At 60.1% G+C, this 25,244-nt stretch carries 33 protein-coding genes and 1 pseudogene; 19 read left to right on the top strand and 15 right to left on the bottom strand.

The annotated features are described in order from the left end of the window. The first annotated feature begins 221 nt into the window (after positions 1–221). Positions 222–455, top strand: a complete 234-nt coding sequence (locus L901_RS01390; RefSeq protein ID WP_059752705.1) for a hypothetical protein — start codon at positions 222–224, stop codon at positions 453–455. Here L901_RS01390 and dprA read toward each other — a convergent pair. The 5 genes from dprA to L901_RS01415 form a co-directional block, all read right to left on the bottom strand. Then, positions 408–1,550, bottom strand: coding sequence for a DNA-processing protein DprA (gene dprA / locus L901_RS01395; RefSeq protein ID WP_059752707.1), 1,143 nt, complete (start codon positions 1,548–1,550; stop codon positions 408–410). The two genes, L901_RS01390 and dprA, sit on opposite strands and share 48 nt — an antisense overlap. Before the next feature lie 20 nt (positions 1,551–1,570). Beyond that, positions 1,571–2,188 carry a glycerol-3-phosphate 1-O-acyltransferase PlsY gene (gene plsY / locus L901_RS01400; RefSeq protein ID WP_020808929.1) on the bottom strand — a complete coding sequence of 206 codons (618 nt, stop codon included), beginning with the start codon at positions 2,186–2,188 and terminating at the stop codon, positions 1,571–1,573. Positions 2,189–2,236: 48 nt separating this feature from the next. Next, positions 2,237–3,529: a dihydroorotase gene (locus tag L901_RS01405; protein WP_059752711.1), complete on the bottom strand. Its 1,293-nt coding sequence runs from the start codon at positions 3,527–3,529 to the stop codon at positions 2,237–2,239. Then, positions 3,526–4,467: an aspartate carbamoyltransferase catalytic subunit gene (locus L901_RS01410; protein ID WP_003521487.1), complete on the bottom strand. Its 942-nt coding sequence runs from the start codon at positions 4,465–4,467 to the stop codon at positions 3,526–3,528. The genes L901_RS01405 and L901_RS01410 overlap by 4 nt, the downstream gene beginning before the upstream one ends. 238 nt (positions 4,468–4,705) lie before the next feature. Beyond that, a complete protein-coding gene (locus tag L901_RS01415) occupies positions 4,706–5,137 on the bottom strand; it encodes a hypothetical protein (protein ID WP_031233434.1) in 432 nt (143 codons plus the stop codon). Between the two features lie 324 nt (positions 5,138–5,461). On the opposite strand from L901_RS01415, the pseudogene L901_RS01420 reads away from it, so the two are divergent. From L901_RS01420 to L901_RS01445, 7 genes and pseudogenes are all read left to right on the top strand, one after another. Next, positions 5,462–7,113: pseudogene (locus tag L901_RS01420) on the top strand (acyl-CoA dehydrogenase family protein). A gap of 137 nt (positions 7,114–7,250) precedes the next feature. Next, the gene (locus L901_RS01425) at positions 7,251–7,862 is read left to right on the top strand and encodes a GNAT family N-acetyltransferase (protein ID WP_059752714.1); all 612 of its coding nucleotides are present in this window, start codon (positions 7,251–7,253) and stop codon (positions 7,860–7,862) included. Between the two features lie 165 nt (positions 7,863–8,027). Further along, on the top strand, positions 8,028–8,324 hold the full coding sequence (locus L901_RS01430; protein WP_059752717.1) for a type II toxin-antitoxin system ParD family antitoxin: 297 nt from the start codon (positions 8,028–8,030) through the stop codon (positions 8,322–8,324). Continuing rightward, positions 8,321–8,695, top strand: a complete 375-nt coding sequence (locus L901_RS01435; RefSeq protein ID WP_059752719.1) for a type II toxin-antitoxin system RelE/ParE family toxin — start codon at positions 8,321–8,323, stop codon at positions 8,693–8,695. Before L901_RS01430 ends, L901_RS01435 begins: the two co-directional genes overlap by 4 nt. 120 nt (positions 8,696–8,815) lie before the next feature. Further along, positions 8,816–9,460, top strand: a complete 645-nt coding sequence (locus tag L901_RS01440; protein WP_003521480.1) for a TetR/AcrR family transcriptional regulator — start codon at positions 8,816–8,818, stop codon at positions 9,458–9,460. A gap of 278 nt (positions 9,461–9,738) precedes the next feature. Beyond that, a complete protein-coding gene (locus L901_RS27810; protein ID WP_256381338.1) occupies positions 9,739–9,870 on the top strand; it encodes a hypothetical protein in 132 nt (43 codons plus the stop codon). After that, positions 9,867–10,184, top strand: a complete 318-nt coding sequence (locus L901_RS01445) for a DUF6105 family protein (RefSeq protein WP_059752722.1) — start codon at positions 9,867–9,869, stop codon at positions 10,182–10,184. Before L901_RS27810 ends, L901_RS01445 begins: the two co-directional genes overlap by 4 nt. Here the strand turns inward: L901_RS01445 and ruvX are convergent. Further along, positions 10,136–10,615 (bottom strand): Holliday junction resolvase RuvX, encoded by a 480-nt coding sequence (gene ruvX, locus L901_RS01450; RefSeq protein WP_003521476.1) that lies wholly within the window; start codon positions 10,613–10,615, stop codon positions 10,136–10,138. The two genes, L901_RS01445 and ruvX, sit on opposite strands and share 49 nt — an antisense overlap. A gap of 14 nt (positions 10,616–10,629) precedes the next feature. Then, the gene (locus L901_RS01455; protein ID WP_059752725.1) at positions 10,630–10,932 is read right to left on the bottom strand and encodes an alkylphosphonate utilization protein; all 303 of its coding nucleotides are present in this window, start codon (positions 10,930–10,932) and stop codon (positions 10,630–10,632) included. A gap of 84 nt (positions 10,933–11,016) precedes the next feature. Between L901_RS01455 and L901_RS01460 the strand changes: the two genes are divergently transcribed. From L901_RS01460 to L901_RS01475, 4 genes are all read left to right on the top strand, one after another. Then, complete coding sequence (locus tag L901_RS01460) at positions 11,017–11,721, top strand: metal-dependent hydrolase (RefSeq protein ID WP_059752727.1); 705 nt, start codon at positions 11,017–11,019, stop codon at positions 11,719–11,721. A 124-nt stretch (positions 11,722–11,845) separates the two neighbouring features. Further along, positions 11,846–12,133, top strand: a complete 288-nt coding sequence (gene gatC, locus L901_RS01465) for an Asp-tRNA(Asn)/Glu-tRNA(Gln) amidotransferase subunit GatC (RefSeq protein ID WP_003496362.1) — start codon at positions 11,846–11,848, stop codon at positions 12,131–12,133. Positions 12,134–12,188: 55 nt separating this feature from the next. Beyond that, positions 12,189–13,670, top strand: a complete 1,482-nt coding sequence (gene gatA, locus L901_RS01470) for an Asp-tRNA(Asn)/Glu-tRNA(Gln) amidotransferase subunit GatA (RefSeq protein ID WP_059753190.1) — start codon at positions 12,189–12,191, stop codon at positions 13,668–13,670. Then, a complete protein-coding gene (locus L901_RS01475; protein WP_256381337.1) occupies positions 13,661–14,158 on the top strand; it encodes an N-acetyltransferase in 498 nt (165 codons plus the stop codon). The genes gatA and L901_RS01475 overlap by 10 nt, the downstream gene beginning before the upstream one ends. A gap of 69 nt (positions 14,159–14,227) precedes the next feature. Here the strand turns inward: L901_RS01475 and L901_RS01480 are convergent, their stop codons facing one another. Next, complete coding sequence (locus L901_RS01480) at positions 14,228–14,485, bottom strand: YjhX family toxin (RefSeq protein WP_059753193.1); 258 nt, start codon at positions 14,483–14,485, stop codon at positions 14,228–14,230. Between the two features lie 274 nt (positions 14,486–14,759). Between L901_RS01480 and L901_RS01485 the strand changes: the two genes are divergently transcribed. After that, positions 14,760–15,269, top strand: a complete 510-nt coding sequence (locus L901_RS01485; RefSeq protein ID WP_035238364.1) for a GNAT family N-acetyltransferase — start codon at positions 14,760–14,762, stop codon at positions 15,267–15,269. Here the strand turns inward: L901_RS01485 and L901_RS01490 are convergent. Then, positions 15,251–15,583: a DUF1294 domain-containing protein gene (locus tag L901_RS01490; RefSeq protein WP_059752732.1), complete on the bottom strand. Its 333-nt coding sequence runs from the start codon at positions 15,581–15,583 to the stop codon at positions 15,251–15,253. The two genes, L901_RS01485 and L901_RS01490, sit on opposite strands and share 19 nt — an antisense overlap. A 151-nt stretch (positions 15,584–15,734) precedes the next feature. Here L901_RS01490 and gatB point away from each other — a divergent pair, with 151 nt between their 5' ends. From gatB to L901_RS01515, 5 genes are all read left to right on the top strand, one after another. Beyond that, entirely contained in the window at positions 15,735–17,240 is a 1,506-nt protein-coding gene (gatB, locus tag L901_RS01495) for an Asp-tRNA(Asn)/Glu-tRNA(Gln) amidotransferase subunit GatB (RefSeq protein WP_003521466.1), read from the top strand. A 206-nt stretch (positions 17,241–17,446) separates the two neighbouring features. Beyond that, positions 17,447–17,944, top strand: coding sequence for a GNAT family N-acetyltransferase (locus L901_RS01500; protein ID WP_003521465.1), 498 nt, complete (start codon positions 17,447–17,449; stop codon positions 17,942–17,944). After that, positions 17,941–18,414: a GNAT family N-acetyltransferase gene (locus L901_RS01505; RefSeq protein ID WP_059752735.1), complete on the top strand. Its 474-nt coding sequence runs from the start codon at positions 17,941–17,943 to the stop codon at positions 18,412–18,414. Before L901_RS01500 ends, L901_RS01505 begins: the two co-directional genes overlap by 4 nt. 109 nt (positions 18,415–18,523) lie before the next feature. Then, entirely contained in the window at positions 18,524–18,922 is a 399-nt protein-coding gene (locus tag L901_RS01510; protein WP_003521463.1) for an NADH:ubiquinone oxidoreductase subunit NDUFA12, read from the top strand. Positions 18,923–19,054: 132 nt separating this feature from the next. Then, a complete protein-coding gene (locus tag L901_RS01515) occupies positions 19,055–19,492 on the top strand; it encodes a DUF2155 domain-containing protein (RefSeq protein WP_003521462.1) in 438 nt (145 codons plus the stop codon). Between the two features lie 17 nt (positions 19,493–19,509). On the opposite strand, the gene L901_RS01520 is transcribed toward L901_RS01515, so the two are convergent. From L901_RS01520 to L901_RS01545, 6 genes are all read right to left on the bottom strand, one after another. Further along, positions 19,510–19,953, bottom strand: a complete 444-nt coding sequence (locus L901_RS01520) for a hypothetical protein (RefSeq protein WP_245289573.1) — start codon at positions 19,951–19,953, stop codon at positions 19,510–19,512. Positions 19,954–20,031: 78 nt separating this feature from the next. Beyond that, positions 20,032–20,676 carry a leucyl/phenylalanyl-tRNA--protein transferase gene (aat, locus tag L901_RS01525; protein ID WP_059752738.1) on the bottom strand — a complete coding sequence of 215 codons (645 nt, stop codon included), beginning with the start codon at positions 20,674–20,676 and terminating at the stop codon, positions 20,032–20,034. A gap of 6 nt (positions 20,677–20,682) precedes the next feature. Continuing rightward, a complete protein-coding gene (accC, locus tag L901_RS01530) occupies positions 20,683–22,029 on the bottom strand; it encodes an acetyl-CoA carboxylase biotin carboxylase subunit (protein WP_059752741.1) in 1,347 nt (448 codons plus the stop codon). A gap of 12 nt (positions 22,030–22,041) precedes the next feature. Next, on the bottom strand, positions 22,042–22,533 hold the full coding sequence (accB, locus tag L901_RS01535) for an acetyl-CoA carboxylase biotin carboxyl carrier protein (protein WP_059752742.1): 492 nt from the start codon (positions 22,531–22,533) through the stop codon (positions 22,042–22,044). A gap of 25 nt (positions 22,534–22,558) precedes the next feature. After that, positions 22,559–22,996 (bottom strand): type II 3-dehydroquinate dehydratase, encoded by a 438-nt coding sequence (gene aroQ / locus L901_RS01540; protein WP_035217571.1) that lies wholly within the window; start codon positions 22,994–22,996, stop codon positions 22,559–22,561. A gap of 125 nt (positions 22,997–23,121) precedes the next feature. After that, positions 23,122–23,889, bottom strand: a complete 768-nt coding sequence (locus L901_RS01545) for a DsbA family protein (RefSeq protein WP_003521455.1) — start codon at positions 23,887–23,889, stop codon at positions 23,122–23,124. Positions 23,890–24,062: 173 nt separating this feature from the next. Between L901_RS01545 and L901_RS01550 the strand changes: the two genes are divergently transcribed. Continuing rightward, the gene (locus L901_RS01550) at positions 24,063–25,220 is read left to right on the top strand and encodes a pyridoxal phosphate-dependent aminotransferase (protein WP_003521454.1); all 1,158 of its coding nucleotides are present in this window, start codon (positions 24,063–24,065) and stop codon (positions 25,218–25,220) included. Positions 25,221–25,244 lie beyond the last annotated feature (24 nt).

Consider the following 25,244-nt stretch of genomic DNA (forward strand, 5'->3'; position numbering starts at 1 on the left):
GGTCACGGCGCAATGCCGCAATTCGCCTTCTTTATATTTCGACATGGACAGGTAATGCGCGCGGGTCAAGAGGCAAGGCCGATTTTATCGCTTCAAGGTGAATGCAACCTATGGATAATCTATTGTTGTATTGCAATCTTTGGTAAATTGGTTATGATGGGCAACATCATTTGAATCGACTTATTGCTCTTCGTTTCAGGCAAATTTTGCAGGATAGATATATGGTCCCCAACGCAACAAACAATAATGCCGATAATGAAGGGACCAGAGAGAACTTGGCTTACATTCGCCAGATGCTCGCGGAATTGCGGCAGGTCGCAAACCGTGAGGGGGCCGACATGCTGTGTTATCTGATCGAGATGGCCTATGTCGAAGTCGGCGATATCCAGAGCGGGCGGCGCAAGCTGTCAATCCGCGATGAAGAGCGACACACGCCCCCCGGCATGCCGGTTTAGACGTCCTGCGATATCAAGCTCCAGCAGCACCAGATGAACGGTTGCAGCGGAAAAACCTGTGTGACGGATGATATCGTCCGTTTCCACGGGCGAGGGACCGAGAGCGGCGGCGATGATGCTGCGCTCGTCGTCCCCTGGTGGTGACATCTCGGTGTCGGATCTCGGTTCCTCGATCTTGCGTTCATAGGGCAATTGCGGCTCCATCAGCGGTCGCAGCGCTTCCAGAATATCGGCCGCGCCCGTGGTCAGCATCGCACCTTCCTTGATCAGCCGGTTGGTGCCCTCGCAGCGTGCATCGAGCGGGGAGCCGGGCACGGCGAAAACCAGCCGTCCCGCTTCTCCGGCAAGCCTTGCCGTTATCAGCGAGCCGGAGCGCTCCGCCGCTTCGACGATGACAACACCGAGGGAGACGCCTGCGATCAATCGGTTGCGGCGGGGAAAATCGCGGGCGCGCGGTTCCCATCCAAAGGGCATTTCGCTGATCGTCGCGCCGCCCTGATCGTATATCTCCTGCAAGAGCCCGAAATTTTCCTGCGGGTAGGGGCGGTCGAGACCGCCGGCCAGCATGGCAACCGTGCCCGTCGCAAGGCTTGCCCGGTGCGCCGCCGCATCGATGCCGCGCGCCAGCCCCGAAGCGATGCTATAGCCGGCGCGGCCGCAATCGCGCGCCAGCATGGCGGCGAATTTCGCGCCGTTGATGGAGGCGTTGCGGGAGCCGACGATGCCGATGCTCGGTCTTGTCGCGGTCGCTGCCGATCCTTTCATGGCGATCAGCGGCGGCGCGCCATCCAGTTGCCGCAGGGCAGGCGGGTAATCCGGCTCACCGATACCGACGAAACACGCGCCGAATTTTTCGGCCGTTTCGATCTCACCTTCTGCCTCCGCCTGCGTGGCGATGCGCGGGCTGCGCGACGAGCCGCCGCGCCTTGAAAGCTCGGGCAGGGCGTCGAGCGCCTTTTCGGCGCTGCCGAAATGATTGATGAGTTCGCGGAAGGTGACGGGACCGATATTGTCGCTGCGGATCAGCCTCAGCCACGCGACCCGCTGCCGCGCGGAAAGCTCTATGCCCTGCCGTGTCGTTTCCTCATGCGGCATGGCATATCCTTAAATGGGTCTCAGCCCTTTTGCCCGATCCTGCTTTCAGTGCCCGCCAGCAGGCGCGCGATATTCTCGCGGTGCTTCCACCATGAAATCGCACTCAGCAGCGTCACCAGCAGCGCCGTCTTTTCAGGTCCGAGCACCCAGAGAGCCACGGGAATGACCAGCATGGCCAAAAGCGCCGAGAGCGAGGAATAACGGGTGATGAAGGCGGTTGCGAGCCAGATGAGCGCAAAGGCCAGCATCATCAGCGGTGCGGCACCCAAAAGCACGCCGATATAGGTCGCCACACCCTTGCCACCCTTGAAGCCGAGCCACACCGGAAACAGGTGGCCGAGGAAGGCGAAGAAACCGGCGACCAGCGACGCTTCGTAACCCCAGAGCGCATTGGCGACCAGCACCGCCGCCGTGCCCTTCAGCGCGTCGAGCAGCAGGGTTGCGGCGGCGAGCTTCTTGTTGCCGGTGCGCAGCACATTGGTCGCGCCGATATTGCCGGAGCCGATCTTGCGCACGTCGCCCAGCCCCGCCATGCGGGTGAGAATGAGGCCGAAGGGAATAGAACCGAACAGATAGCCGATCAGCGCCGAAAGCGCGAGAAGGGCAGGCGCCGTCTGCCAGTCAGTCAAAGCACTCATTCAAACGTCCCCTCTGTCGCGCTGGCCGCGTGATCTCCGTTGGTGATCTTATGCCAAGGAATGAACGGCTTTGCCAGCCACATAAGTGGCAACCGCGCGGCCGCTGAAACGGGCATCCTCGAACGGGGTGTTCTTGGATTTCGAGACCAGCTGCTCCTTTGCCACGAGCCACGGCTCGTCGAGGTCGATCAGCGTGATATCGGCTTTCGCGCCCGCCTTCAGCGTTCCGGCATCCAGTCCGAAAATCTTCGCAGGGCGGGTGGAAAGCGCATCGATCAGCCGCATCAGCGGAACTTCGCCGCTATGGTGCAGGCGCAGCGCCGCCGCCAGCAGGGTTTCGAGCCCGACCGCGCCGCTCGCCGCATCCGAAAACGGCAGGCGTTTGGTGTCGACATCCTGCGGGTCGTGCGAGGAGACAATAATGTCGATGGTGCCGTCCTTCAGTGCTTCCACCATCGCCTTGCGGTCGTCTTCGGCGCGCAGCGGCGGGGAGAGCTTGAAGAAGGTGCGGTATTCGCCAATATCGTTCTCGTTGAGCGTCAGATGGTTGATCGAGATGCCGCAGGTGGCTTTTACGCCCCGCTGCCGGGCAACGCGGATCGCTTCTGCCGATTCGGGCACGGAAATCTTGGCGGCGTGGTAGATCGCCTGTGTCAGCCCGGCAATGCGCAGGTCGCGCTCCAGCGGAATGATCTCGGCTTCCTTCGGAACGCCCGACAGCCCGAGCCAGCTTGCGAAAAGCCCCTCGTTCATGTCGCCGCCGCCGATATATTTGTCGCGCGTCTCGAGCGCGATCACTGCGCCCAGTTCGCGCGCATAGGTCATGGCGCGGCGCAACACCAGCGTATCGGAAAGCGCCTTGCGGCCATTGGTGAAGGCCACCGCGCCGGCTTCCTTCAACATGCCGCATTCGGTCATTTCCTCGCCGTTCAGACCCTTGGTGAGTGCTGCTGCGGGATGCACATTGACGAGCGCCTTGTCGCGTGCCGTCTTCTTCACATATTCGACCAGTGCGATGTCATCGATGACGGGATCGGTATCGGGCATGACGATGATGCTGGTGACGCCGCCGGCCGCTGCCGCGCGCGAGGCGGATTCGATGGTCTCGCGGTGTTCGGCACCCGGCTCACCCACGAAAACACGGGCGTCCACCAGACCGGGAACGGCCAGCAGACCCTTGCAGTCGCGAACGGTCGCCCCTTCGGGAGCGCCCTGATTATGGGCGTCCTTGCCGGCCGCGAGAATGGTGCCGTCGGCACCGATAACGATGCTGCCGGTCTCGTCGAGGTTACGGGACGGATCGACGATGCGGAGATTGTTGAGAACGGTAACGGCACTCATACGCGCTCACCCTGATTTTGCGAGACAAGCAGGGTTTCCATGACCGCCATGCGCACGGCAACCCCCATTTCCACCTGGCTTTCGATCACGCTCTGCGGACCGTCGGCCACGTCGGAGGCGATTTCCACGCCGCGGTTCATCGGGCCGGGATGCATGACCAGCGCATCTTCCTTCGCCGCCTTCAGCTTTTCGGCATCGAGGCCGTAATAATGGAAATATTCGCGCACTGAAGGCACGAAGGAGCCGGACATGCGCTCGCGCTGCAGGCGCAGCATCATCACCACATCGGCGTTCTTCAGCCCTTCCTTCATGTCGTGGAAGACTTCGACGCTCATGTCGCGGATACCGGAGGGCAGCAGCGTGGCTGGCGCGACGACGCGAACGCGCGCACCCATCTGGTTGAGCAGGATGATGTTGGAGCGGGCAACGCGCGAATGCAGCACGTCGCCGCAGATTGCCACCGTGATGCCGGACAGTTCGCCCTTGGCGCGGCGAATGGTCAGTGCGTCGAGCAGCGCCTGCGTCGGGTGCTCATGCTGGCCGTCGCCGGCATTGACGACGGAGCAGGCGACCTTTTGCGCGAGCAGCGCGGCGGCGCCGGCGGAGGAATGGCGCACGACCAGCACATCCGGGCGCATGGCGTTTAGCGTCATCGCCGTATCGATCAGCGTTTCGCCCTTCTTCACCGAGGAATTGCCGACCGACATGTTCATCACGTCTGCGCCGAGACGCTTTCCGGCGAGTTCGAAGGAGGATTGCGTGCGCGTCGAGGCTTCGAAGAACAGGTTGATCTGCGTCAGGCCCCGAAGCGTCGAGGTCTTTTTCTCGCGCTGGCGGCTGATTTTCACCGCCTCGTCGGCCTTGTCGAGAAGCAGGGTGATATCCTGGTGGGAAAGCCCCTTGATGCCGAGGAGATGGCGATGGGGGAAGAAGACCATGCGGTTTGCCTCCTGACGGGCGCCGCATTTTCCCGTGAAAATGCCCGGAACGCCCGAATGCTGATCCGCGCGCTCCCATTCGCTGTGAACACGCCTCAGGAGTGCGGCGGAATTCGGTCCTGCGCTCTATAGAGACTGCATGGTCGCGGGGCAAGCGCCCGCAACTCCTGAAATGAAAACATGACGATGTTTCCCCAACCCTCGAGGGCAAACGGCCTGACGATGGAAGGCGCAGGCATCAGACGATGCCATGCTCCTTCAAAAGCGCCTGTTCGTCGCCTGACGCCCAGCCGAAAACTTTCGGCGCCCCATCCAGCCTCTGGACGAAGTAATGAACATCGAAATCGATTGCGACATCCGGTTGCCGCTTGCGATCAAAGGTCGCCGTCCAGGCAACATGGGCAAGGCAATGATGGTCGTCGATGGGCGAGATACGGATGGCGCGTATCCGCATCTCTTTCGTTCCGATCGTCCGGTAGCGCTCGTAACCCTTCATCATGACCTGCTTCAAGTGGTCATCGTTCTTTCCGGTCATCACGCCGGCGGGGGAGGCGGCGATGAAGTCGGAGGCGTAGAGGGAGGCGACCTCCTCCATATCCATATCACCTTTGAGGGACTTGTTGAAAAATCGCTCATATCGCTCGAAGAGCTTTCTTACGCTGGCCTCCATGGTCTCCTCCCTATGCAGCCGTTCAGCAAAGTCGCCAACCGAAAAAGCCTGCCGCAGGTTCCACGTCAGGCCGCAGATTATGGAGAATGCGTTTATCCGCATGCCCGCCGGTTGCTGCCGCAACTTCTGCGCGGCTTTTTTTGGGACTGTCGTTGATCTTGCCGGAAACGTGTTTGGTATTCTGCGGGCCGGATACCTAAATCAGGATCACTCCCGAAAAATGCTGAAAGCGGCGGTTTAATCGTCTCAATCGCTTCCTGCGGGTGGAATTATGCAATATCACCCCACTATGCAACGCCAGTACAAAACAGCTAGAAGCAGCGGATGACCCAGAATTCCCGGACAGAAGAAACGCTCGCCGAACTGAACCAGCCAAGCCTCTGGTCCGGTATCAACGCCTATCGTTCCGATCCGCTGATCGTCGATCTCACCTCCGGCCTGTCGCGCAATCTGAGAGACGAGTTCGACCAGCTCGGCCGTTACGTCACGTCGCATGAGGCGCAGGAACTGGCACGCATGGCCAATCAGGGCGTGCCGCAACTGCATACCCACGGCCCGCGCGGCGAACGTCTGGATCAGGTGGAATTCCATCCCGCCTGGCATGCGCTGATGCGTCGTTCCATGTCGTCAGGCCTGCATTCCAGCGTCTGGGAAAATTCTCCCGATACACGCGGCAATGAGCATAAGGCCCGCGCCACGAAATTCTACCTGACCTCGCAACTCGAGGCCGGGCATCTTTGCCCGCTGACCATGACCAACGCCTCCGTCGCGGCCATCATGGCTTCGCCGCGCGTGCAGAAGGAATGGGCGCCGAAGATCCTATCGCGCAAATATGATTCCTCGCAGAAACCGGCCCTGCAGAAAACCGCCGTCACCATTGGCATGGGCATGACGGAAAAACAGGGCGGCACGGATGTGCGCGCCAACCGCACGACGGCGGAGCGGGTGGGCGAGGGCATCTATCGCCTGTCCGGCCACAAATGGTTCCTCTCCGCGCCGATGAGCGACGGTTTCGTCATGCTCGCTCAGATGGGCGACGGCATGGGCTGCTTCCTCGTTCCGCGTTATCTCGAAGACGGTTCGAAGAACGGCCTGCATTTCCAGCGCCTGAAGGACAAGCTCGGCAACCGCTCCAACGCATCCGCCGAAGTCGAATTCACCGACGCCTTCGGTTATCTGCTGGGCGATCCCGGCAGCGGCATCCGCACCATTCTCGACATGGTGACGCTGACGCGGCTCGATTGCGCGCTTGCCTCCGCTGGCATGATGCGCGCCTCGCTTGCCGAAGCCGTGCACTAGCCCGCGGCCGTTCGGTTTTCGGCAAGATGCTGGTCACGCAACCGATCATGACGCGCGTTCTCGCCGACATGGCGCTGGATGTGGCGGCGGCCACTGCGCTCTCCTTCCGGCTGGCGACGGCATTCGACGCCGCCCGCAACAATCCGGCCGAAGCCGCCTATGCGCGGGTGATGACGCCCATCGTGAAATACTGGTGCTGCAAGATCGCGCCGGCGCTTATCTATGAGGCCATGGAGTGCCTTGGCGGTAACGGTTACGTGGAAGAGCGGCCGATTGCCCGCCACTATCGCGAAGCCCCCGTCAACGCCATCTGGGAAGGCTCCGGCAACGTTATGGCGCTGGATGTGCTGCGGGTTCTCCAGCGCGGCAAGGATCTGTTCGATCTCGTCTTCCAGACGCTGGAGCGTGATCTGGGTGCGGCCGGCAAGAAGACCACCGACGTGCTGCGTGCCGCAATCGCCCTTGCTGAGCGTGACGAGGGAGCGGCCCGCCTGCTGGTGGAGCAGTTCGCGCTTGCGGCCGCTGCCGCCGAGCTTTGCCGTCTCGGCGCCGGCAAGATTGCCGATGCCTTCCTCGAGACCCGTCTGGCCGGCGGCTGGCGGCATACTTACGGCATGCTCGATTCCCGCTTCGATCCGAATTATATAATCGATCTTCTTTATCCGCCTGCATCTTGACCGATGCATGCGGATGAAGGTTTTGCAGTCCCGGCGGGAGGGGTCTCGGATTTGAAAAACAGCAATGGCGTAAAGCGTGTTCTGATCTGTCGTGACATTTTCGCGCATCGATGCGCGGCAAGGGAAGGCGGTTGCCAATGCTGACCTTCCGTTCCGCCCGTTCCGAGGATGAAGACGCGCTCTACGCCATAAGTCTCGCCACCGGCGATGCCGGGCAGGACGCCACCGCCCTTTACAATGACGGCCGCATGGTCGGGCACATCTATTCAGCGCCCTATCTGCATCTCTGGCCCGATGCCGTTTTCGTGGCGGAGGATGAGGAAGGTGTGTGCGGTTATATCGTCGGCGCTCTCGATACGGCGCTGCACGAAGAGCGGCTGGAGCGGGAATGGTGGCCGCATCTGCGCAGCCTTTACCCCGATCCCGGCGGCGACCAGCAGACATGGGACGCCGACCAGCGCCGCGCCCAGTTCATCCACTATCCGCGCCGCACACCCGCCTGGCTCACCGATCCGTTTCCGGCCCATATCCACATGAACCTCTTGCCGCGCACCCAGGGCAAGGGCGGCGGCACCCGGCTTCTGTCGCGCTGGCTCGATATGGCGAGACAGAACAACGTCTACGGCATCCACCTCGGCGCCAGCGAACGCAACCATGCGGGCATGCGCTTCTGGGAAACCCGCGGGTTCAAACGCCTCGAAAGCCACGAAACGCCGGGCAGCGTCTGGTTCGGCATGGCGCTGGAGTAATATTGGCAGATTATGCCAATCGATGGTATTGTTGGATGTCGCTAGAGCATTTCCAGGAAAAGTGGAACCCGGTTTTCCGTCCGGAAATGCGCTAAAATAAAGAGTTAGAGTGTTTTCGCGATTCGAAGAAAAGCGGAAAAATTCTAGTGTCTGGTGGAGGCTCCGATGCCAACGCGTAACGTCGTTCTGACACAGCATCACGAAGAGATCATAGACGAACTCGTCAAATCTGGCCGCTATCAAAATGCCAGCGAAGTGCTGCGCGAGGGCTTACGATTGATCGAAAGGCGCGAGCGCCTTGAGGTGACCAGATTGGAAGCCTTGAGGGTGGCGGCGCAACAGGGCTTCGCCGACCTTGATCAAGGCCGTTTTACGGATGTGGCGGAGGATGATCTCGACGACTTCATTTCCGCTCTCGGACGCGACGCTGAAGCGCGCCTTGCCAAATCTGATAAGGCATGACGAGGTATCGTCTGTCCGAAGCCGCGCAATCGGACATTATTGAAATTCTTGGATGGACCCACGCGACATTTGGGGCCGCAGCGAGAAAACGCTACGAAAAATTGCTTGTCACGGCGCTGCGTGATGTTGCGCGGGATCCGTTTCGTTCCGGAACAAGTCTCCGCCCGGAAGTGGCAGACGATGTGCGCAGCTACCATCTCCGTTACAGCCGGGAGAGGGCGAGAAGTGAAACCGGCCTGGTTAAATATCCGAGGCATCTGTTGCTGTATCGCGTGTTGAATCCCGATTTGGTGGGCATCGGTCGCATTCTTCATGATTCCATGGAAATCGAGCGGCATCTCCCGGTTAGCTATGGAGGTGTCAGCGCCTGAACGGCATGGCGTACCCTTCATCCACAAAAACCTTCCGTCCATCCTCTCCGCCACGTTGTTCTTCCCTTCATGCTTTGTTAACCCGTTGAGGAAGGCCTTTCAAAACACGGGTAGGGAATCATGCTGGCGACCGCAGAGGCGATTTCAGCCGACAGACCGGAAAAGCGCATCAAGGATCGCGCTCAGACCGAGAAGGCGATTTTTAATGCGGCGCGGTCGCTGCTTGCCGAAGAGGGATTTCAGGGTTTTGGCATCAATGCCGTTGCCCGCCGCGCCGGCTGCGACAAGCAGCTCATCTACCGTTATTTCGGCGGCCTCGATGGTCTGATCGAGGCGATCGGCGAGGACCTCGGTTCCTGGGTGAAGGATCGAATTCCGGAAGATACCGGCGGCATGTTCCTTTTGACCTATGGCGACCTCATGGAAAAGCTGGCGCTTTATTTCATGGATGCGCTGCGCAGCGATCCTCTCGTCTGCAAGATCATCGCGTGGGAAGTGTCTGACGGTTCGCCGCAGGTGCGGCAACTGGCCGAAGCCCGCGCCAAATCGCTGGGCAAATGGCTGGAGCGTATGCGCGGTTCGCTGGCGGCGCCGAAGGGGGTGGATACAGCGGCGGTCAATGCCGTACTGTTCGCTGCCATTCAGCACCTCGTCATTTCCGCTGCCACCAGCGGTCAGTTCGCTGGCGTACCGCTCAAATCGGACCGGGACTGGGACAAGATCGCCACTGCCGTCAAAAGGCTGGTGCGCGGCGTTTACGGCTGAACCGGTTTCCGCAGGCGGAAGACAGTCGCGCTTGGGCCTGTGCATTAAAGAAAAATCAGTCATGTTTTCACCGGGCCGGCAACCGCCCGGCGCAGCCGGCCGTTCACGCGATCACGTTCTTTTCCACATACCGGCCGCCCGTCGTTAACCATAATGACAGCTTTCGTTTGCCTCGCCATGGCTGCCGGTCCAGTGTGGATTAACGAAATGTTAACCATGCGCAATGACTGCGCACAAGGGAGCCGCAAGTGAGCCGCTGGACAGCTTTAGGCGTCATGATGACGTTTTTTGTGATGCTGCCGTTGGATATCGACGCGCCGGCGCTGAACCTCTGCCTTATGGCCGTGGTGCGCTGGGCGGTGCTTGCCGGCGTTCCCGATACGAGGTTTGTGCGGGGGCAGGCGGCATGAAGTGGTTTCTGATCCTCTGGGCCGGTCCCGTCGCGCTGCTGGGCAGCTGGTACTGGCTTTCCTATTACGACATGAGCTTCGGCTTCTACATGCTCACACGCCAGACCCATGATCTGGTGTTCGAGATTTACGGCAATATTCTCGGCCTGCCGCCGGAAAGCCTGCCGCCGCTGGTGGCGCGCGCCATCGCCGTCGACAGCCTGATCGTTTTTGCGATTCTCGCCTTCCGCAAGAGAAAGCAGATTGCGGTCTGGTGGCAGGGCCGTCAGTCGGCCGCGCGGGTGAGTGCGGAAAGCCTGTCCAGCGCGCCCTGAAGAATGAAGCTTGCGGCTGCCGAATCGATGCGTTCGGCGCGCTTTGCGCGTGAGACGTCCATTTCCAGCAATGCGCGCTCGGCCGCGACCGTCGAAAGCCGCTCATCCCAGAAAATGAAGGGCAGGGCGGTTTTTTCGCCCATCGTCCGCACGAAGGCGCGCGTCGCCTGCACGCGGGGACCGGCCGAACCATCCATGTTCATCGGCAGGCCGATGATGAAGGCGAAAACTTTTTCCTTTTCGGCGAAGGCCAGCAGCACTTCCGCATCCTGCGTGAATTTCACCCGTTTGATGACGGGGCGCGGCGTTGCGAAACGCCGCGACAGGTCCGACATGGCAAGCCCGATCGTCTTCGTGCCAAGGTCGAGGCCGGCAATCGCCTGTCCCGGCTGAAGCGCCTGCGCCAGTTCCTCAATGGTGAGTGTTGCCATGTCGCGTGTTGCCTTTATCGTTTGCGGACGAATTCGGTGCGCAGCACCAGACCCTTCACCGCATCATGTTTGCAATCGATCTCTTCCGGATTATCGGTCAGGCGGATCGACTTGATGACGGTGCCCTGCTTGATGACCGTGCTGGTGCCCTTGACCTTCAAATCCTTGATGAGGGTGACGGAATCGCCATCCGCCAGCACATTGCCCGCCGCATCGTGCACTTCATTCGCGCGCGCCGCTTCTGCAGCCAGCTCGGAGGCCGGTCGCCATTCACCGGTCGCCTCGTCATACACGTACTCGTCATCATTTGCGGCCATGGTCGCCTCTCTTAAATATTGGTAGTGCGGTTGTTCAGGCCGTCCTATGTCATAATATACCGGCAATACAAAGGAGAACTTTCCATGAAAATCACCTGGCTCGGCCATTCCGCCTTCCGCCTTGAAAACGGTAGCGCGAAGATCCTCATCGATCCGTTCTTCACCGGTAACCCCGGTTTTGCGGGGCAGGATGGGAAGTCGGCAGCCGAAGGCATCACCCATATTCTCCTGACCCACGGCCATGGCGACCATGTCGGCGATACCGTCCAGCTTGCCCGCGAGACGGGCGCGACCGTGCTCGCGAATGCCGATCTCGCCGCCTGGCTTTCCGCCAAGGGCGTCGCGAAGATCGATATGGGCAATACCGGCGGCACGGTGCATTTTGACGGTTTTTCCGTCACCTTCACCAATGCACTGCATTCCTCCGCCCAGATCACCGAGGATGGCGTCTCCCATTCGCTCGGCAGTGCCAATGGCCTGATGCTGCATTTCGAAGACGGTCCGGCCGTTTATCACATGGGCGATACCGACATCTTTTCCGACATGAAGCTCATCAATGAACTGCACCAGCCGGATATCGGCCTCGTGCCGATTGGCGACCGCTTCACCATGGGCGGAGCCGTCGCGGCGCTCGCCTGCCAGCGCTTCTTCAAGTTCGAGAATGTCATTCCCTGCCACTATGGCTCCTTCCCGATCATCGACCAGACGCCGGAGAAGTTCGTGACCGGCATGGAGGGGTCGGAAGCCCGTGTCCACACGCCTAAGGCGGGCGATACGCTGTCCTTCTGACGTTTTGCTCAGGCATGTCGTGACGCAAAAGCACCTCACACTTTGACGCGACATGCTTTCTACCGTTGCGAATGGCGGACATGGTGATTATAGCGGGTAGGAAAATTCCTACCGGAGTAGAACCATGTCCGTCGATCTCGCCACCGTAAAGCGCGTTGCGCGCCTTGCCCGTATCGCCGTCAGCGAAGAAGAAGCACAGAATATGCTCGGCCAGCTGAACGGCATACTCGGTTTCGTGGAGCAGCTTTCGGAAGTGAATGTCGACGGCGTCGAGCCGATGACATCAGTCACCCCGGTGGAGATGAAAAAGCGTGCCGACGTGGTGACCGACGGCAACAAGGCGGAAGACATTGTCGCCAATGCGCCTGCGACCGACCGGGATTTCTTCATGGTCCCGAAAGTGGTCGAATAAGCCGACCGCCGTTTGCCGCCCGATTTTTCCAAGATTTCGAAAGCCGTTGCCGATCATGACCGACCTGACGAGCCTGACCATTGCCGAAGCCCGCGAAAAGCTGAAGGCGAAAGAGTTTTCCGCCCTTGAGCTGACCGACGCCTATCTCTCCGCCATCGACGCGGCGAACGGCGCGCTGAACGCCTATGTCGTAACCACGCCTGAAAAGGCGCGTGACATGGCGAAAGCCTCCGATGGCCGTATCGCGTCCGGTTCGGCTGGCGAGCTGGAAGGCGTTCCGCTTGGTGTGAAGGACCTTTTCGCCACCCGTGACATCCACACGCAGGCGTGTTCGCATGTTCTCGATGGCTTTAAGCCGAAATATGAATCCACCGTTACCCAGAATCTCTGGGATCAGGGCGCCGTCATGCTCGGCAAGCTCAACATGGACGAATTCGCCATGGGCTCGTCCAACGAAAGCTCCTGGTACGGTCCGGCCATCAATCCCTGGCGCGCCAACGGCTCAGAGCAGAAGCTCGTGCCCGGCGGTTCCTCCGGCGGTTCGGCCGCTGCCGTGGCCGCGCATCTCTGCGCCGGCGCCACCGCAACCGACACGGGCGGCTCCATTCGCCAGCCGGCAGCCTTTACCGGCACCGTTGGCATCAAGCCCACCTATGGCCGTTGCTCACGCTTCGGCATCGTTGCCTATGCCTCCTCGCTCGATCAGGCCGGCCCGATCGCCCGTGACGTGCGCGACGCCGCTATCCTGTTGAAGACCATGGCAAGCGTTGACGCCAAGGATACGACCTCGGTCGACCTGCCGGTGCCGGATTACGAAAAGGCCATCGGCCAGTCGCTGAAGGGCCTGAAGATCGGTATCCCCAGGGAATACCGCGTTGACGGCATGCCGGAAGAAATCGAAAAGCTCTGGGCCAAGGGCGTGGAATGGCTGCGCGATGCCGGCGCCGAGGTTGTCGATATCTCGCTGCCGCATACCAAATACGCGCTGCCTGCCTATTACATCGTCGCACCGGCGGAAGCCTCGTCCAACCTTGCCCGTTATGACGGCGTGCGTTACGGCCTGCGCGTCGACGGCAAGGACATTGCCGACATGTACGAAAAGAGCCGCGCCGCCGGTTTCGGCAAGGAAGTGCAGCGCCGCATCATGGTCGGCACCTATGTGCTGTCGGCCGGTTATTACGACGCCTATTACCTGAAGGCGCAGAAGGTTCGCACGCTGATCAAGCGTGACTTCGAAAACGTCTTCCACGAAGGCGTCGACGCCATTCTGGCGCCGATCACCCCGTCCTCCGCCTTCGCAGTCGGCGACGAGGAACTCGCCTCCGATCCGGTGAAGATGTATCTGCAGGACGTTTTTACCATCACCGTCAACATGGCCGGCCTTCCCGGCCTTTCGGTTCCGGCCGGCCTTGACGGCAAGGGCCTACCGCTTGGCCTGCAGCTCATCGGCAAGCCATTCGACGAAGAAACGTTGTTCAAGACGGCCCACGCCATCGAGCAGGCAGCCGGCAAGTTCACCCCCGCCAAGTGGTGGTAAGCGGCCTCAAGCTTAGACAGATGAACGAAGCCGATCGCGATGCGGTCGGCTTTGTCGGTTTTGCCGCCTGGCGTTCCGGCGAGGCCTTCGACGACAGCTATCTCGATCCTGATGTCATCGAGCGGGTGAGGGGCGAATTCGAGAGTTTCGCCAAGTCTCCAACTGGTGATGTTGTCGTCGCTGAAATGGGAGGCGTGGTTGCCGGCTGGGGCGCATGCGATGCGGCGCCGCATCACATTTCCGATCTCTGGGTGGACCCGAACTGGCAAGGCAAGGGGATCGGCAAAGCCCTGATCCTTCATTTTCTCAACAAGATGCGCGCGCAAGGCCTGCCGCTTGCCACCATCGACACCCATGCCAGAAACCGCGCAGCCATCGGTCTTTACGAGCGTTGCGGATTTGAGATCGTCTGGCGCGGCATGGAATGGTCCGACATCATGAAAGTCGAGCTTGAAAAGGTGAAGCTCGAGCGCAGGCTCTCGCCATAACCCGCTTTTACGGTCGAGGCTGATTCTCGGCGAAATGCCGGGCGACAGCATTGCCGCCGCCCGGTCGATTTATCTGTTGTCCAACTCACCCCTCACGAGTTCCAGCCCGCGCGTGGTAATGCGGTAAGGTTTGCCGCCCGAGGAGGCGATCGCTCTCTTCCGTTTCAGCTTGCGGAAGGTGAGGAGATTGAGGCCGCTGAAAATCCAGCCGTCACGCGTATAAAGCGCGAGTTTTTCGATTTTGTGGGCGTCATCTCGAACGATTTCAATTCTGCCGCCCTGGGCGAGCAGGTGAAGAATGCGCTGTTCGGCGCGGGAAATGTCCATTTTTGGAAGTCCGGTCGGCGTCATATAGACGCGTGAAAACAAATCCGGGTGCCGTTAAGGCAACCGGCTCGGTTTCAGCATGGCCCGGCGCGCAATAAACTTGCGGGCAGGGCCTTTACCGGGACTCCGATTGAGCGAACATAAAAACTCCGTTCTTGCTCCTTTTGGGTAGCGGGCGAACCCGGCGCGGTCAAGTCCCGCCAGGCGTGAGAAAACCATGCTGGTCGAATCGCGCTGGCAATGGTTTAATTTCAACGGCCATGGAGGGTGCGGCTTGATCGTCATTCGCAATGCGCATGAGCAGGAAGCGGAGGTTCTGGCGGCCATCGGCCTCAGGGCATGGCGGCAGGCAACCGCGGCTCTCGGCATCACCCCGACCCTTTATGACAATGCGGCCAGCGCCTTTTCCAATTTTACCCGCTCGTCATGGCTGGCGATCAGGGTGGCGGAGTTTGGCGGCTCGGTTGCCGGATGGGCGGCGCGGGAGCATTTCGACGAGACGATTTCCGATTTCTGGATCGATCCTGATTTTCAGCGCCGGCGGGTCGGCACCCACCTGTTAGGCGATGTCGAAAGGCTGATAGAGGACCGGGGTTTCGAGACCATTCGGCTTGAAACCCATGCCCAGAATGAGCCGGCCGTCGCTTTTTTCCGCCACCATGGCTATAGCGTCCGCTGGCTCTCCGTCTCCTATGCGCCGAAGCTCGACCGCGAAGTGCAGTCGGTAGGCCTGCAGAAGCAATTGGCCGAGGTCGAGAGCGGTCTTTATGGGCCGGCTTTCTGAGACAGAGTTTGCAAAGCCTCCACCAGCTGCATCGGCCAATCCGGCATGATGGCGAGCGATACGACAAGGCCTATCTGCAATATCACGATCGATATCAGGATGCTGCGGAACGGTTCCTTGCGCGTTTTATGCCGCAGCAGACGTTGTGCCAAGATTGCGCCCAGGCTGCCGCCGATGAGCGCAAGCAACAACAGCGTGCTTTCCCGGATGCGCCATGCGCCATTTCTCGCCGCTTCCTTGTCCCACCAATAGGCAAGAAAGACGAAAAGATTGAAGGCGATATAGGTTATGAAACAGAGAGCGACCGTCACCATGACGTGAATTGAAACCGGGAAGCGTAAAAAACGCGTATCCTGTATCGGCGAAAATCCCGGGCCTGGCGTGAGAGGGTGCAAGATGTCTTGCGCCCGCGCTCCATTTGTTCTACCCACCAAGGCCAAAGAACCCGTATATCGTGAGCTTCAGATGACCCTTGTAGACGTGCGCACCCCCGACCCGAAACGCTTCATTCCCGGCGCCACCGGCGATTGGGAAATCGTGATCGGCATGGAGGTGCATGCGCAGGTTCTCTCCAATTCCAAGCTGTTTTCCGGTGCTTCGACCACTTTCGGCAACGCGCCGAATTCCAACGTGTCGCTGGTGGATGCCGCCATGCCCGGCATGCTGCCCGTTATCAACGAGGAATGCGTGAAGCAGGCGGTGCGCACCGGTCTTGGCCTGAAGGCGAAGATCAACCATCGCTCGATCTTCGACCGCAAGAACTACTTCTATCCGGACCTGCCGCAGGGCTACCAGATTTCGCAGTTCAAGGACCCGATCGTCGGTGAGGGCACCATCACCATTTCGCTCGGCCCGGACCGTCAGGGCAATTTCGAAGATATCGAGATCGGCATCGAGCGTCTGCATCTGGAGCAGGACGCCGGCAAGTCCATGCATGACCAGCACCCGACCATGTCCTTCGTGGACCTGAACCGTTCGGGCGTGGCGCTGATGGAAATCGTCTCCAAGCCGGACATGCGCTCGTCGGACGAAGCCAAGGCCTATCTCACCAAGCTGCGTTCCATCGTGCGTTATCTCGGCACCTGCGACGGCAATATGGATGAAGGCTCGATGCGCGCCGACGTCAACGTCTCCGTGCGCCGTCCGGGCGAAGGTTTCGGCACGCGCTGCGAAATCAAGAACGTCAACTCCATCCGCTTCGTCGGTCAGGCCATCGAATATGAGGCGCGCCGCCAGGTCGCAATTCTGGAAGATGGCGGCGTGATCGATCAGGAAACCCGCCTGTTCGATCCTGGCAAGGGCGAGACGCGTTCCATGCGCTCCAAGGAAGATGCGCATGATTACCGTTATTTCCCCGATCCGGATCTGCTGCCGCTCGAATTCGACGATGCTTTCGTCGAGGCGCTGAAGGTCGATCTGCCGGAACTGCCTGACGACAAGAAGGCGCGTTTCGTGGCCGATCTCGGCCTGTCGGTCTATGACGCCTCGATCCTCGTTTCGGAAAAGGCGATTGCCGATTATTACGAGGCCGTGGCCGCCGGTCGCGATGCGAAGGCTGCCGCCAACTGGGTCATCAACGATCTGCTCGGCGCGCTGAACAAATCGGGCAAGGATATCGAGACGACGCCGGTTTCGCCGGAACAGCTCGGCGGTATCATCGATCTCATCAAGGCCGAGACCATTTCCGGCAAGATCGCCAAGGACCTGTTCGAAATCGTCTGGAACGAGGGCGGCAACCCGGCGGAAATCGTGGAAGCTCGCGGCATGAAGCAGGTGACCGATACCGGCGCCATCGAAAAGGCCGTGGACGAGATCATCGCCGCCAACCCGGATCAGGTCGAGAAGGTGAAGGCAAAGCCGACGCTTGCCGGCTGGTTCGTCGGTCAGGTCATGAAGGCGACGGGCGGCAAGGCCAACCCGCAGGCGGTTCAGGCGCTGGTGAAGGCCAAGCTCGGTATCGAAGAAGAGTAAGCGGACGCTGCCTCGTGCTCATAGGTATCGAGGCAGAAAGCTCTCATCCGTCATCCTCGGGCTTGTCCCGAGGATCTAACGACCCACAAGGTCCAACGTGCTCAGATCCTCGGGACAGGCCCGAGGATGACGTCGGGTACGAGGGACTGACATCACTTCTGCCGGGATCAACGCCCGGCATTTCTGTTTCAAGACGGAGCCAAATCATGTTCTTCATCCGCACGGCAAGCCTGCGTGACATCGAGCCGGTGCGCACCCTGCTCGCCACGACGTGGCACGCGACCTATGATGCGATCTATGGCGTGGACAAGGTGAACCAGCTGATCCTTGCATGGCATTCGCCGCAGGCCATGAAGGATCGCATCGAGAAAAAGGGCGGAGAGTTTCTGGTGGCTGACGACGGCAAGCGGATCGGCGGCATGGCCTATGGCTCCATGTCCACAAAAATGGCGAAAACGGCCCTGCTGCACCAGCTCTATGTCGCGCCCGACCTCCAGCGGCAGGGCATCGGCCGCGATCTCTTCGCCGAACTCGAAACCTGCTTTCCGGATGCGGAAATCATGCGGCTGGAAGTCGAACCTAAAAATACTGTCGCAATCGCCTTTTATGAAGGCGTCGGATTTGTCGAGGTGGACCGAATCGAGCGCATGGCGGGCATCGAGGGGTTGCCCGGCATCGTTATGGAAAAGAGCCTAACCCGATGAATGAGACATTGCAGAAGCTGATCATCCGCGCAGCGCGCGAAGACGATCTCCCGGCGCTCGCCGCCATTTTTGCCGCCGATGAGATCGGCGGCCACGGCGATACGGCGGAAGAATCGGCGCAGCCGGACTATCTCGCGGCTTTCCGCGCTATCGAGGCATCGCCGAGCGAAACGCTCTATGTAGCGGAACTGGAAGGCGAGGTGGTCGGCACCTTCCAGACGGCGATTCTGACCAAGCTCGTCGGGCGAGGGGCGAAGTCCATGGTGATCGAGGCGGTGCAGACGCGCGCCGACATGCGCGGTCGCGGCATCGGCGCGGTGATGATCAATCATTGCCTGGAAGAAGCCCGCCGGCAGGGCCTGAACGCCGCGCAGCTGACGTCCAACATGGCCCGGCTGGACGCTCACCGCTTCTATGAGCGGCTGGGTTTCGAGAAGCGGCATTTAGGCTTCAGGATGAAGCTGAAATAGCGCGGATATATCTCGAAATGCTGGACAATTGCCGTGAGGGGCGGCATAAGCATGTCTTGTGCCGTGCACGGAAAATCGCTGCGGCGCATTCAAGCCCGAGGAACGTAGAATGAAGACTCTCCTGACGCAAATCTTCACCTGGTGGAACGGCCAGACGATCGGAACGCGGTTTCATACCTGGCGTTTCGGCAAGAAGGTAGGACAGGACGAGTTGGGCAATACCTATTACGAAGGCGGCACCACCTCCTGGGGCATGCCGCGCCGCTGGGTGATCTACAATGGTTATGCCGAAGCGTCGGCCATTCCGCCCGGCTGGCATGGCTGGATGCATTACCGCACCGACGTGCCGCCGAGCCAGGAAAGCTACGTTGCGCGCGACTGGCAGAAGCCGCACCAGCCGAACCTCACCGGTTCGTCCAAGGCCTATCGCCCGCAGGGATCGCTGGCCGTGGCCGGTGAGCGCCCGCGCGTGACCGGCGACTACGACGCCTGGACCCCCGGCAACTAAGCATCTTGCGATGCGCGGTGTTGTGCAAAACGCCGCGCTTGCATCCGGCCTCACCGGTTTTTGCCACATTCCGCCCTTAGGCGTTGATCCGGTCGGCGGTTCGACACAGGCAAATATTTGGAGACATATCGTATGAGGAAATTCACGCGGGATCGTTCTTTGCGTGCGCTGACAGTCTCGCTGTTCGCAGCGGTCTCTGCTGTCATCCTCATTTCGCCCGTTTCTGCTGCCCGTCTCGAAAACCGCGTGGCGGTGTTTTCCGGCATCGACAAGATCACCGGCCGCATCACTTCCTTCGATGTTTATATCGACGAGACCGTGCAGTTCGGCGCGCTTCAAGTGACGCCGAAAGTCTGTTATTCCCGCGACCAGACGGAAACCCAGAAGATCGACGCTTTTGTCGAGGTCGATGAGATCACGCTCGACCGCAAGATCAAGCGGATTTTCACGGGCTGGATGTTCGCCGACAGCCCAGGCCTGAACGCCGTGGAACACCCGATTTACGACGTGTGGCTGACGGGCTGCAAGCAGGACTCGGAAGTTCCCGCTCCCTCTACGGCAAGCAAGTAATTAACCCACGACCGCGCCTATTTCTGGCGTCTGAGCTTCTCGGCCAAATCGGCCAGGGCTTTGCTTTTGCTTTCCAGTTGTTCGATCATTTCCTCCCGTGTCAGTTCGGGCTCGATCACGATCGGAACGGTGAACTTGTTGGGCTGATCGCCGGCGGGAGGTGAGGGGAACCTGATTTCCGAGAACGCCCTCTTCACGGCCGTTCTTGTCTGATAGGTGCTATCCCTTATGTTTTTGACCTGAACAGCCTGCGTCTTTCCCGCCGGGTCAACGCGGAAAGTAACAAGGAGCACCTGCTTCTTGTTCGTCCGCACGACCTTGAATTCCGGGCGGCCGGTTACGCCCGTCAAGGCTCGGGAAATTTCGCCCCGCCAGGCGGCCTGCGGGTTGGGGCGCTGTTCGGCAGCGGTGACATTCGCCGCCGGCGTCAACATCAATAACAAGGCCGCAATCCAGCGCATGACAATCCCCGGTGAACCATATATCATGATCGGATAGGTCATGTTTTTGAGGGTTGCAAGCAAAATCTCAGGTTGTTTTCAGTGTGGATTTTCTTGCGCCGACAATTTTTCGAAGGGCACATCCGGCCTGTCGACAGCCGCTTCAAGTATCGTGGCATATTCCGACTTTGGAATATCGATTGCCCCGAATGTCTTCAGATGTTCGGTCGTAAATTGCGTGTCGAGCAGCGTAAATCCCTGCTGCCGTAAACGCTCGACCAGATGCACGAGGCAAATCTTCGATGCATTGGTGCGGCGGGAAAACATGCTCTCGCCGAAGAAGGCGGCGCCCAGCGAGACGCCGTAGAGCCCGCCGACGAGCTCCTCGCCCTCCCACGCCTCGACGCTATGGGCGTGGCCGATCTGGTGCAACTCGGTATAGAGCCTGCGGATGGTGGCGTTGATCCAGGTGCTTGGCCTGTCCGGCGCTTCCGCCGCGCATCCGGCCATCACCGCTTCGAACGCGGTGTTGAAGCGAATCTCGAACGGCTTCCTGCGCATCGCTTTGGCGAGGCTTTTGGAAACGTGAAAACCATTGAGCGGGATGATTCCCCGAATTTCCGGCTCGACCCAGAAAAGCTCGGGATCGTCAGCCGAATCGGCCATTGGGAACAGGCCGGCGGAATAGGCACGCAGCAGGATATCGACCGTTATGCCGTTATTTCTGCTGCGCCGCCCAACCATATCGTCTTAGTGAGACGCGTCACCGGCCAGATATTTTTCCAGCCAGTGAATGTCGTAATCGCCGTTCAGGATGTCCTCGTTCTGGAGGAGGTCCTGGAAAAGCGGCAGCGTGGTCTTGATGCCGTCGACGACGAACTCATCCAGCGCACGACGCAGGCGGCGAATGCACTCGTCACGGTCGCGACCGTGAACGATCAGCTTGCCGATCATGCTGTCGTAATAGGGCGGGATCTTATAGCCCTGATAGGCGCCCGAATCGACGCGCACGCCAAGGCCGCCCGGCGTATGGAAATAGGTCAGCGTGCCCGGTGAGGGAACGAAGGTGCGCGGGTCTTCGGCATTGATACGGCATTCGATGGCATGGCCATGAAATTCGATATCCGCCTGCGTGACCGACAGGCCCTGACCGGAAGCGACCCGGATCTGTTCCTGCACGAGATCCATGCCGGTGATGGCTTCCGTCACCGGATGCTCCACCTGCAGACGGGTGTTCATTTCGATGAAATAGAACTCGCCGTTTTCATAAAGGAACTCGATGGTGCCGGCACCGCGATATTTCAGCTTACGCATGGCGCTCGCGCAGATCTCGCCGATCTTCATGCGCTGTTCGACGGTCAGAGCCGGCGAATTGGCTTCTTCCAGCACTTTCTGGTGACGGCGCTGCAGCGAGCAATCGCGTTCGCCGAGGTGAACGGCATTGCCTTCGCCATCGCCGAAAACCTGCACTTCGATATGGCGCGGTTTGCCGAGGTATTTTTCCATGTAGACGGCATCGTTGCCGAAGGCTGCTGCCGCTTCGGAGCGGGCCGTCGCAACGGCCTCTTCCAGATCGGCTTCGGTCTTCGCCACCTTCATGCCGCGACCGCCGCCGCCCGCCGTCGCCTTGATGAGGACCGGGAAGCCGATCGTGCGAGCGATTTCGAGCGCGTTTTCAGGCTTCACTTCGCCATCGGAACCGGGAACCACGGGAATGCCGAGTTCCTGCGCCGTCTGCTTGGCGGTGATCTTGTCGCCCATGATGCGGATATGTTCGGCGGTCGGTCCGATGAAGGTGATGCCGTGCGCGTCGAGAATATCGGCGAACTTGGCATTTTCCGACAGGAAGCCGTAACCGGGGTGAACGGCGTCCGCACCGGTGATTTCGCAGGCCGCAACGATCTGATGGATGTTGAGGTAGCTGTCACGCGAGGGCGGCGGGCCGATGCACACGCTTTCGTCGGCAAGGCGCACATGCATGGCGTCCGCGTCGGCCGTGGAATGCACGGCCACCGTCGGAATGCCAAGTTCCTTGGCGGCGCGCAGGACGCGTAGCGCGATCTCGCCGCGGTTGGCTATGAGGATCTTCGAAACCATGCTGAACCGCCTTTATTCGATGACCACGAGGGCTTCGCCATACTCCACGGGCTGAGCGTCGTTGACGACGATTTCCACGACCTTGCCGGACTTGGGGGCCGGGATCTGGTTCATGGTCTTCATGGCTTCGACGATGAGGATGGTCTGGCCTTCCTTGACGGTTGCACCCACTTCGATGAAGGGACGTGCGCCCGGGGCAGGCGAAAGATAGACCGTGCCGACCATCGGCGAGGACACGGTGTTGGCCGGGTTGCGGGCAGGCGCTGCGGAGGCCGCAGGGGCGGCCGGCGCGGCTGCGGCCGGTGCAGCAACGGGGGCTGCTGCCGGTGCGGGCGCATAAGCAGCAGGCGCTGCGGCATAGACCGTGGCGGCGGGAGCGGCGCGGGAAACGCGGATGCGCAGGTCGTCCTGCTCCACTTCGATTTCCGAAAGGTCGGTATCGTTGAGGATATTCGCGAGTTCGCGGATCAGTTCCTTGTCGATACCCTGTTTCTTTTCAGACATGACAAACCCTATTCTTTGTTTCTTTTTATGCCGTGATGTTTTTCAGCGCGTGAAGCGCCATGATGTATCCATATGGTCCGAAACCGCAGACCATGCCCTTCGCCGCCGGTGATACCATCGATTTGTGACGGAACTCCTCGCGGGCGTGGATGTTGGAAATGTGCACTTCCACGACCGGCGTGGAAATCGCGCGAATGGCGTCGTGCAGGGCGATGGACGTGTGGCTGTAGGCGCCGGGATTGATGACGACGCCCACCGCCCGTTCACCCGCCTCATGCAACCAGTCCACGAGCACACCTTCGTGGTTGGACTGGCGGAATTCCACTGCGAAACCGAGATCGGCACCGGCTTGAAGGCAATCATTCTCGATGTCCTTCAGCGTCTTGCCACCATAGATACCCGGTTCCCTTTTTCCCAGCATGTTGAGATTGGGGCCGTTGATGACGATGATGATGTTGCTCATTCACGTTTCCATAAGAAAATCAGCGACACCTATAGACTGCGCAGCCGTCAAGGAAAAGCCCCCGCAAGCCCTAAACCGGCCGCTTGGCAGGCATCTCACAGGGAATGCAGTGGCTTTTTTAGCAATCAGGAGCAGGTGGCTTTTCCACAGCTGCGCATATTGGCGATTTTTTCCTTCAGCGGGTCGGCGCCGACCGCACCGAAAACCGCCTCGTCGCCGACGATATAGGACGGCGTTCCGGTGATGCCGAGGCTGGTTGCCAGCTTGTAAGTCTCCTGCACCTGCTCGTCATTGGGGTTCTCCGCCATCGATTTGCGGATATCGGCTTCCTTGAGGCCGAGCGAGGTCGCGACTTCCATGGCGCTGTCCTCATTCGCGCGTCCGCGGCCGCCGAGGAGCGTGCGCTGGAATTCGGGATACTTGGCCGGCGCAAGCAGCTTCACGGCATTGGAGACACGGTGGGCCGCAACCGATTCCGGTCCGAGGATCGGGAATTCCTTGAGGACGACGCGCACCTTCTTGTCGCTCTTCAGAATATTGTCCATGTCGCCCATGGCGCGTTTGCAATAACCGCAATTGTAGTCGAAAAACTCGACCAGCGTGACGTCGCCATCCGGGTTGCCGAGCGCCAGATCGAATTTCGATTCGAAGATGGCCTTCTTGTTGTCGGCGACGGCTTCCGCCGCCTTGGCATTGCGCGCCGCATATTGCTTGCGCTCAAGCGCATCCTGAACCTCAAGCATGATTTCCGGGTTCTCGATCAGATATTGTTTGATGAACTCGCCCATTTCCTTCTTCTGCTGCTCGTCGAGCGCATGGGCGGGCAGGGAGGCGAATACCGTCGAAAGGGCCGTCACGCTGGCGAGAAGGGTGGAACGGAGAAAATGCGCCATATCGGTCCTCATTCTGTGCGGCCGGAGCCTCTTCAAATCTTATGAAGGCAATTACCTTACTTTAAGCCAAATGCCATACGGCAAAAATACTTGTCCGCATTATGATCGCATGATTGTGAAGATTGTGATTCTACGGCAAGTCTCTGAAATACGGTTCAGGAAAGAGCATGCCCTTGATTACGATGTCGAAGCGGAGCGCAGTCGAACCCTTTCACGCCATGGACATCCTGGCGGAAGCGAATCGGCGCAGGCAGGCGGGCCGCCCCGTCATTTCCATGGCGGTCGGCCAGCCCTCCCATCCCGCGCCGAAAGCCTCGCTTGCGGCGGCTGAGGCCGCGCTGAAGCATGGGCGGATCGGCTATACCGATGCGCTGGGTCTGCGCGAGCTGCGCGAGGCGATTGCCGGCCATTATCGGCTGCGCCACCAGGTCGCCATCGATCCGGCCCGCATCGCCGTGACCACGGGCTCATCTGCGGCCTTCAACCTCGCTTTCCTCAGCCTTTTCGATGCGGGCGATTATGTCGCCATCGCAAGGCCCGGCTATCCTGCCTATCGCAATATTCTGAAGGCTCTCGGCCTCAATGTCGTGGAAGTGCCGGTCACCGCCGAAACCGGCTATACGCTGACGCCGGCAAGTCTGGAGCGGGCGGAGACCAAGGCCGGCTGCAAGCTGAAGGGCGTGCTTCTGGCAAGCCCGGCCAACCCGACCGGCACCGTTACCGGCCGCGAGGCGCTGAAGCGGCTGGCCAGCTATTGCGAAAGCCGCGACATGGCTTTCATTTCCGACGAGATCTATCACGGCCTTACCTTTGTCGGCGAAGAGACGAGTGCGCTCGAAATCACCGACAATGCCGTGATCATCAACTCCTTCTCCAAATATTATTGCATGACCGGCTGGCGCATCGGCTGGATGGTGCTGCCCGAGAACCTTGTCCGCCCCGTCGAGTGTCTGGCCCAGAGCCTTTATATTTCCGCGCCCGAACTGTCGCAGCTTGCGGCGACAGCGGCCTTTTCGGCGGCGGAGGAACTGGATGTCTACCGGGAAAGCTATCGCACCAACCGCGATTTCCTGATGGCGCGCCTGCCGGAGATCGGCCTACCGCTGGCATCCCCCATGGATGGCGCTTTTTACGCCTATGTCGATACCAGCCGTTTTTCTAATGACAGCATGGATTTTGCCAAGCGCATGCTGGCGGAAATCGATGTGGCGGCGACGCCCGGCATGGATTTCGACCCCGAGGAAGGCCACAGGGCGCTGCGCATTTCCTATGCGGGTTCCGTGTCGGATATCGCCGAGGCCGTTGGACGTATTGCCGGCTGGCTGAAATAAGCCGGGATCGTCCGCTCGGGGAAA

The sequence above is a fragment of the Agrobacterium sp. D14 genome, assembly GCF_001526505.1.
Taxonomy (GTDB): Bacteria; Pseudomonadota; Alphaproteobacteria; order Rhizobiales; family Rhizobiaceae; genus Agrobacterium; species Agrobacterium leguminum.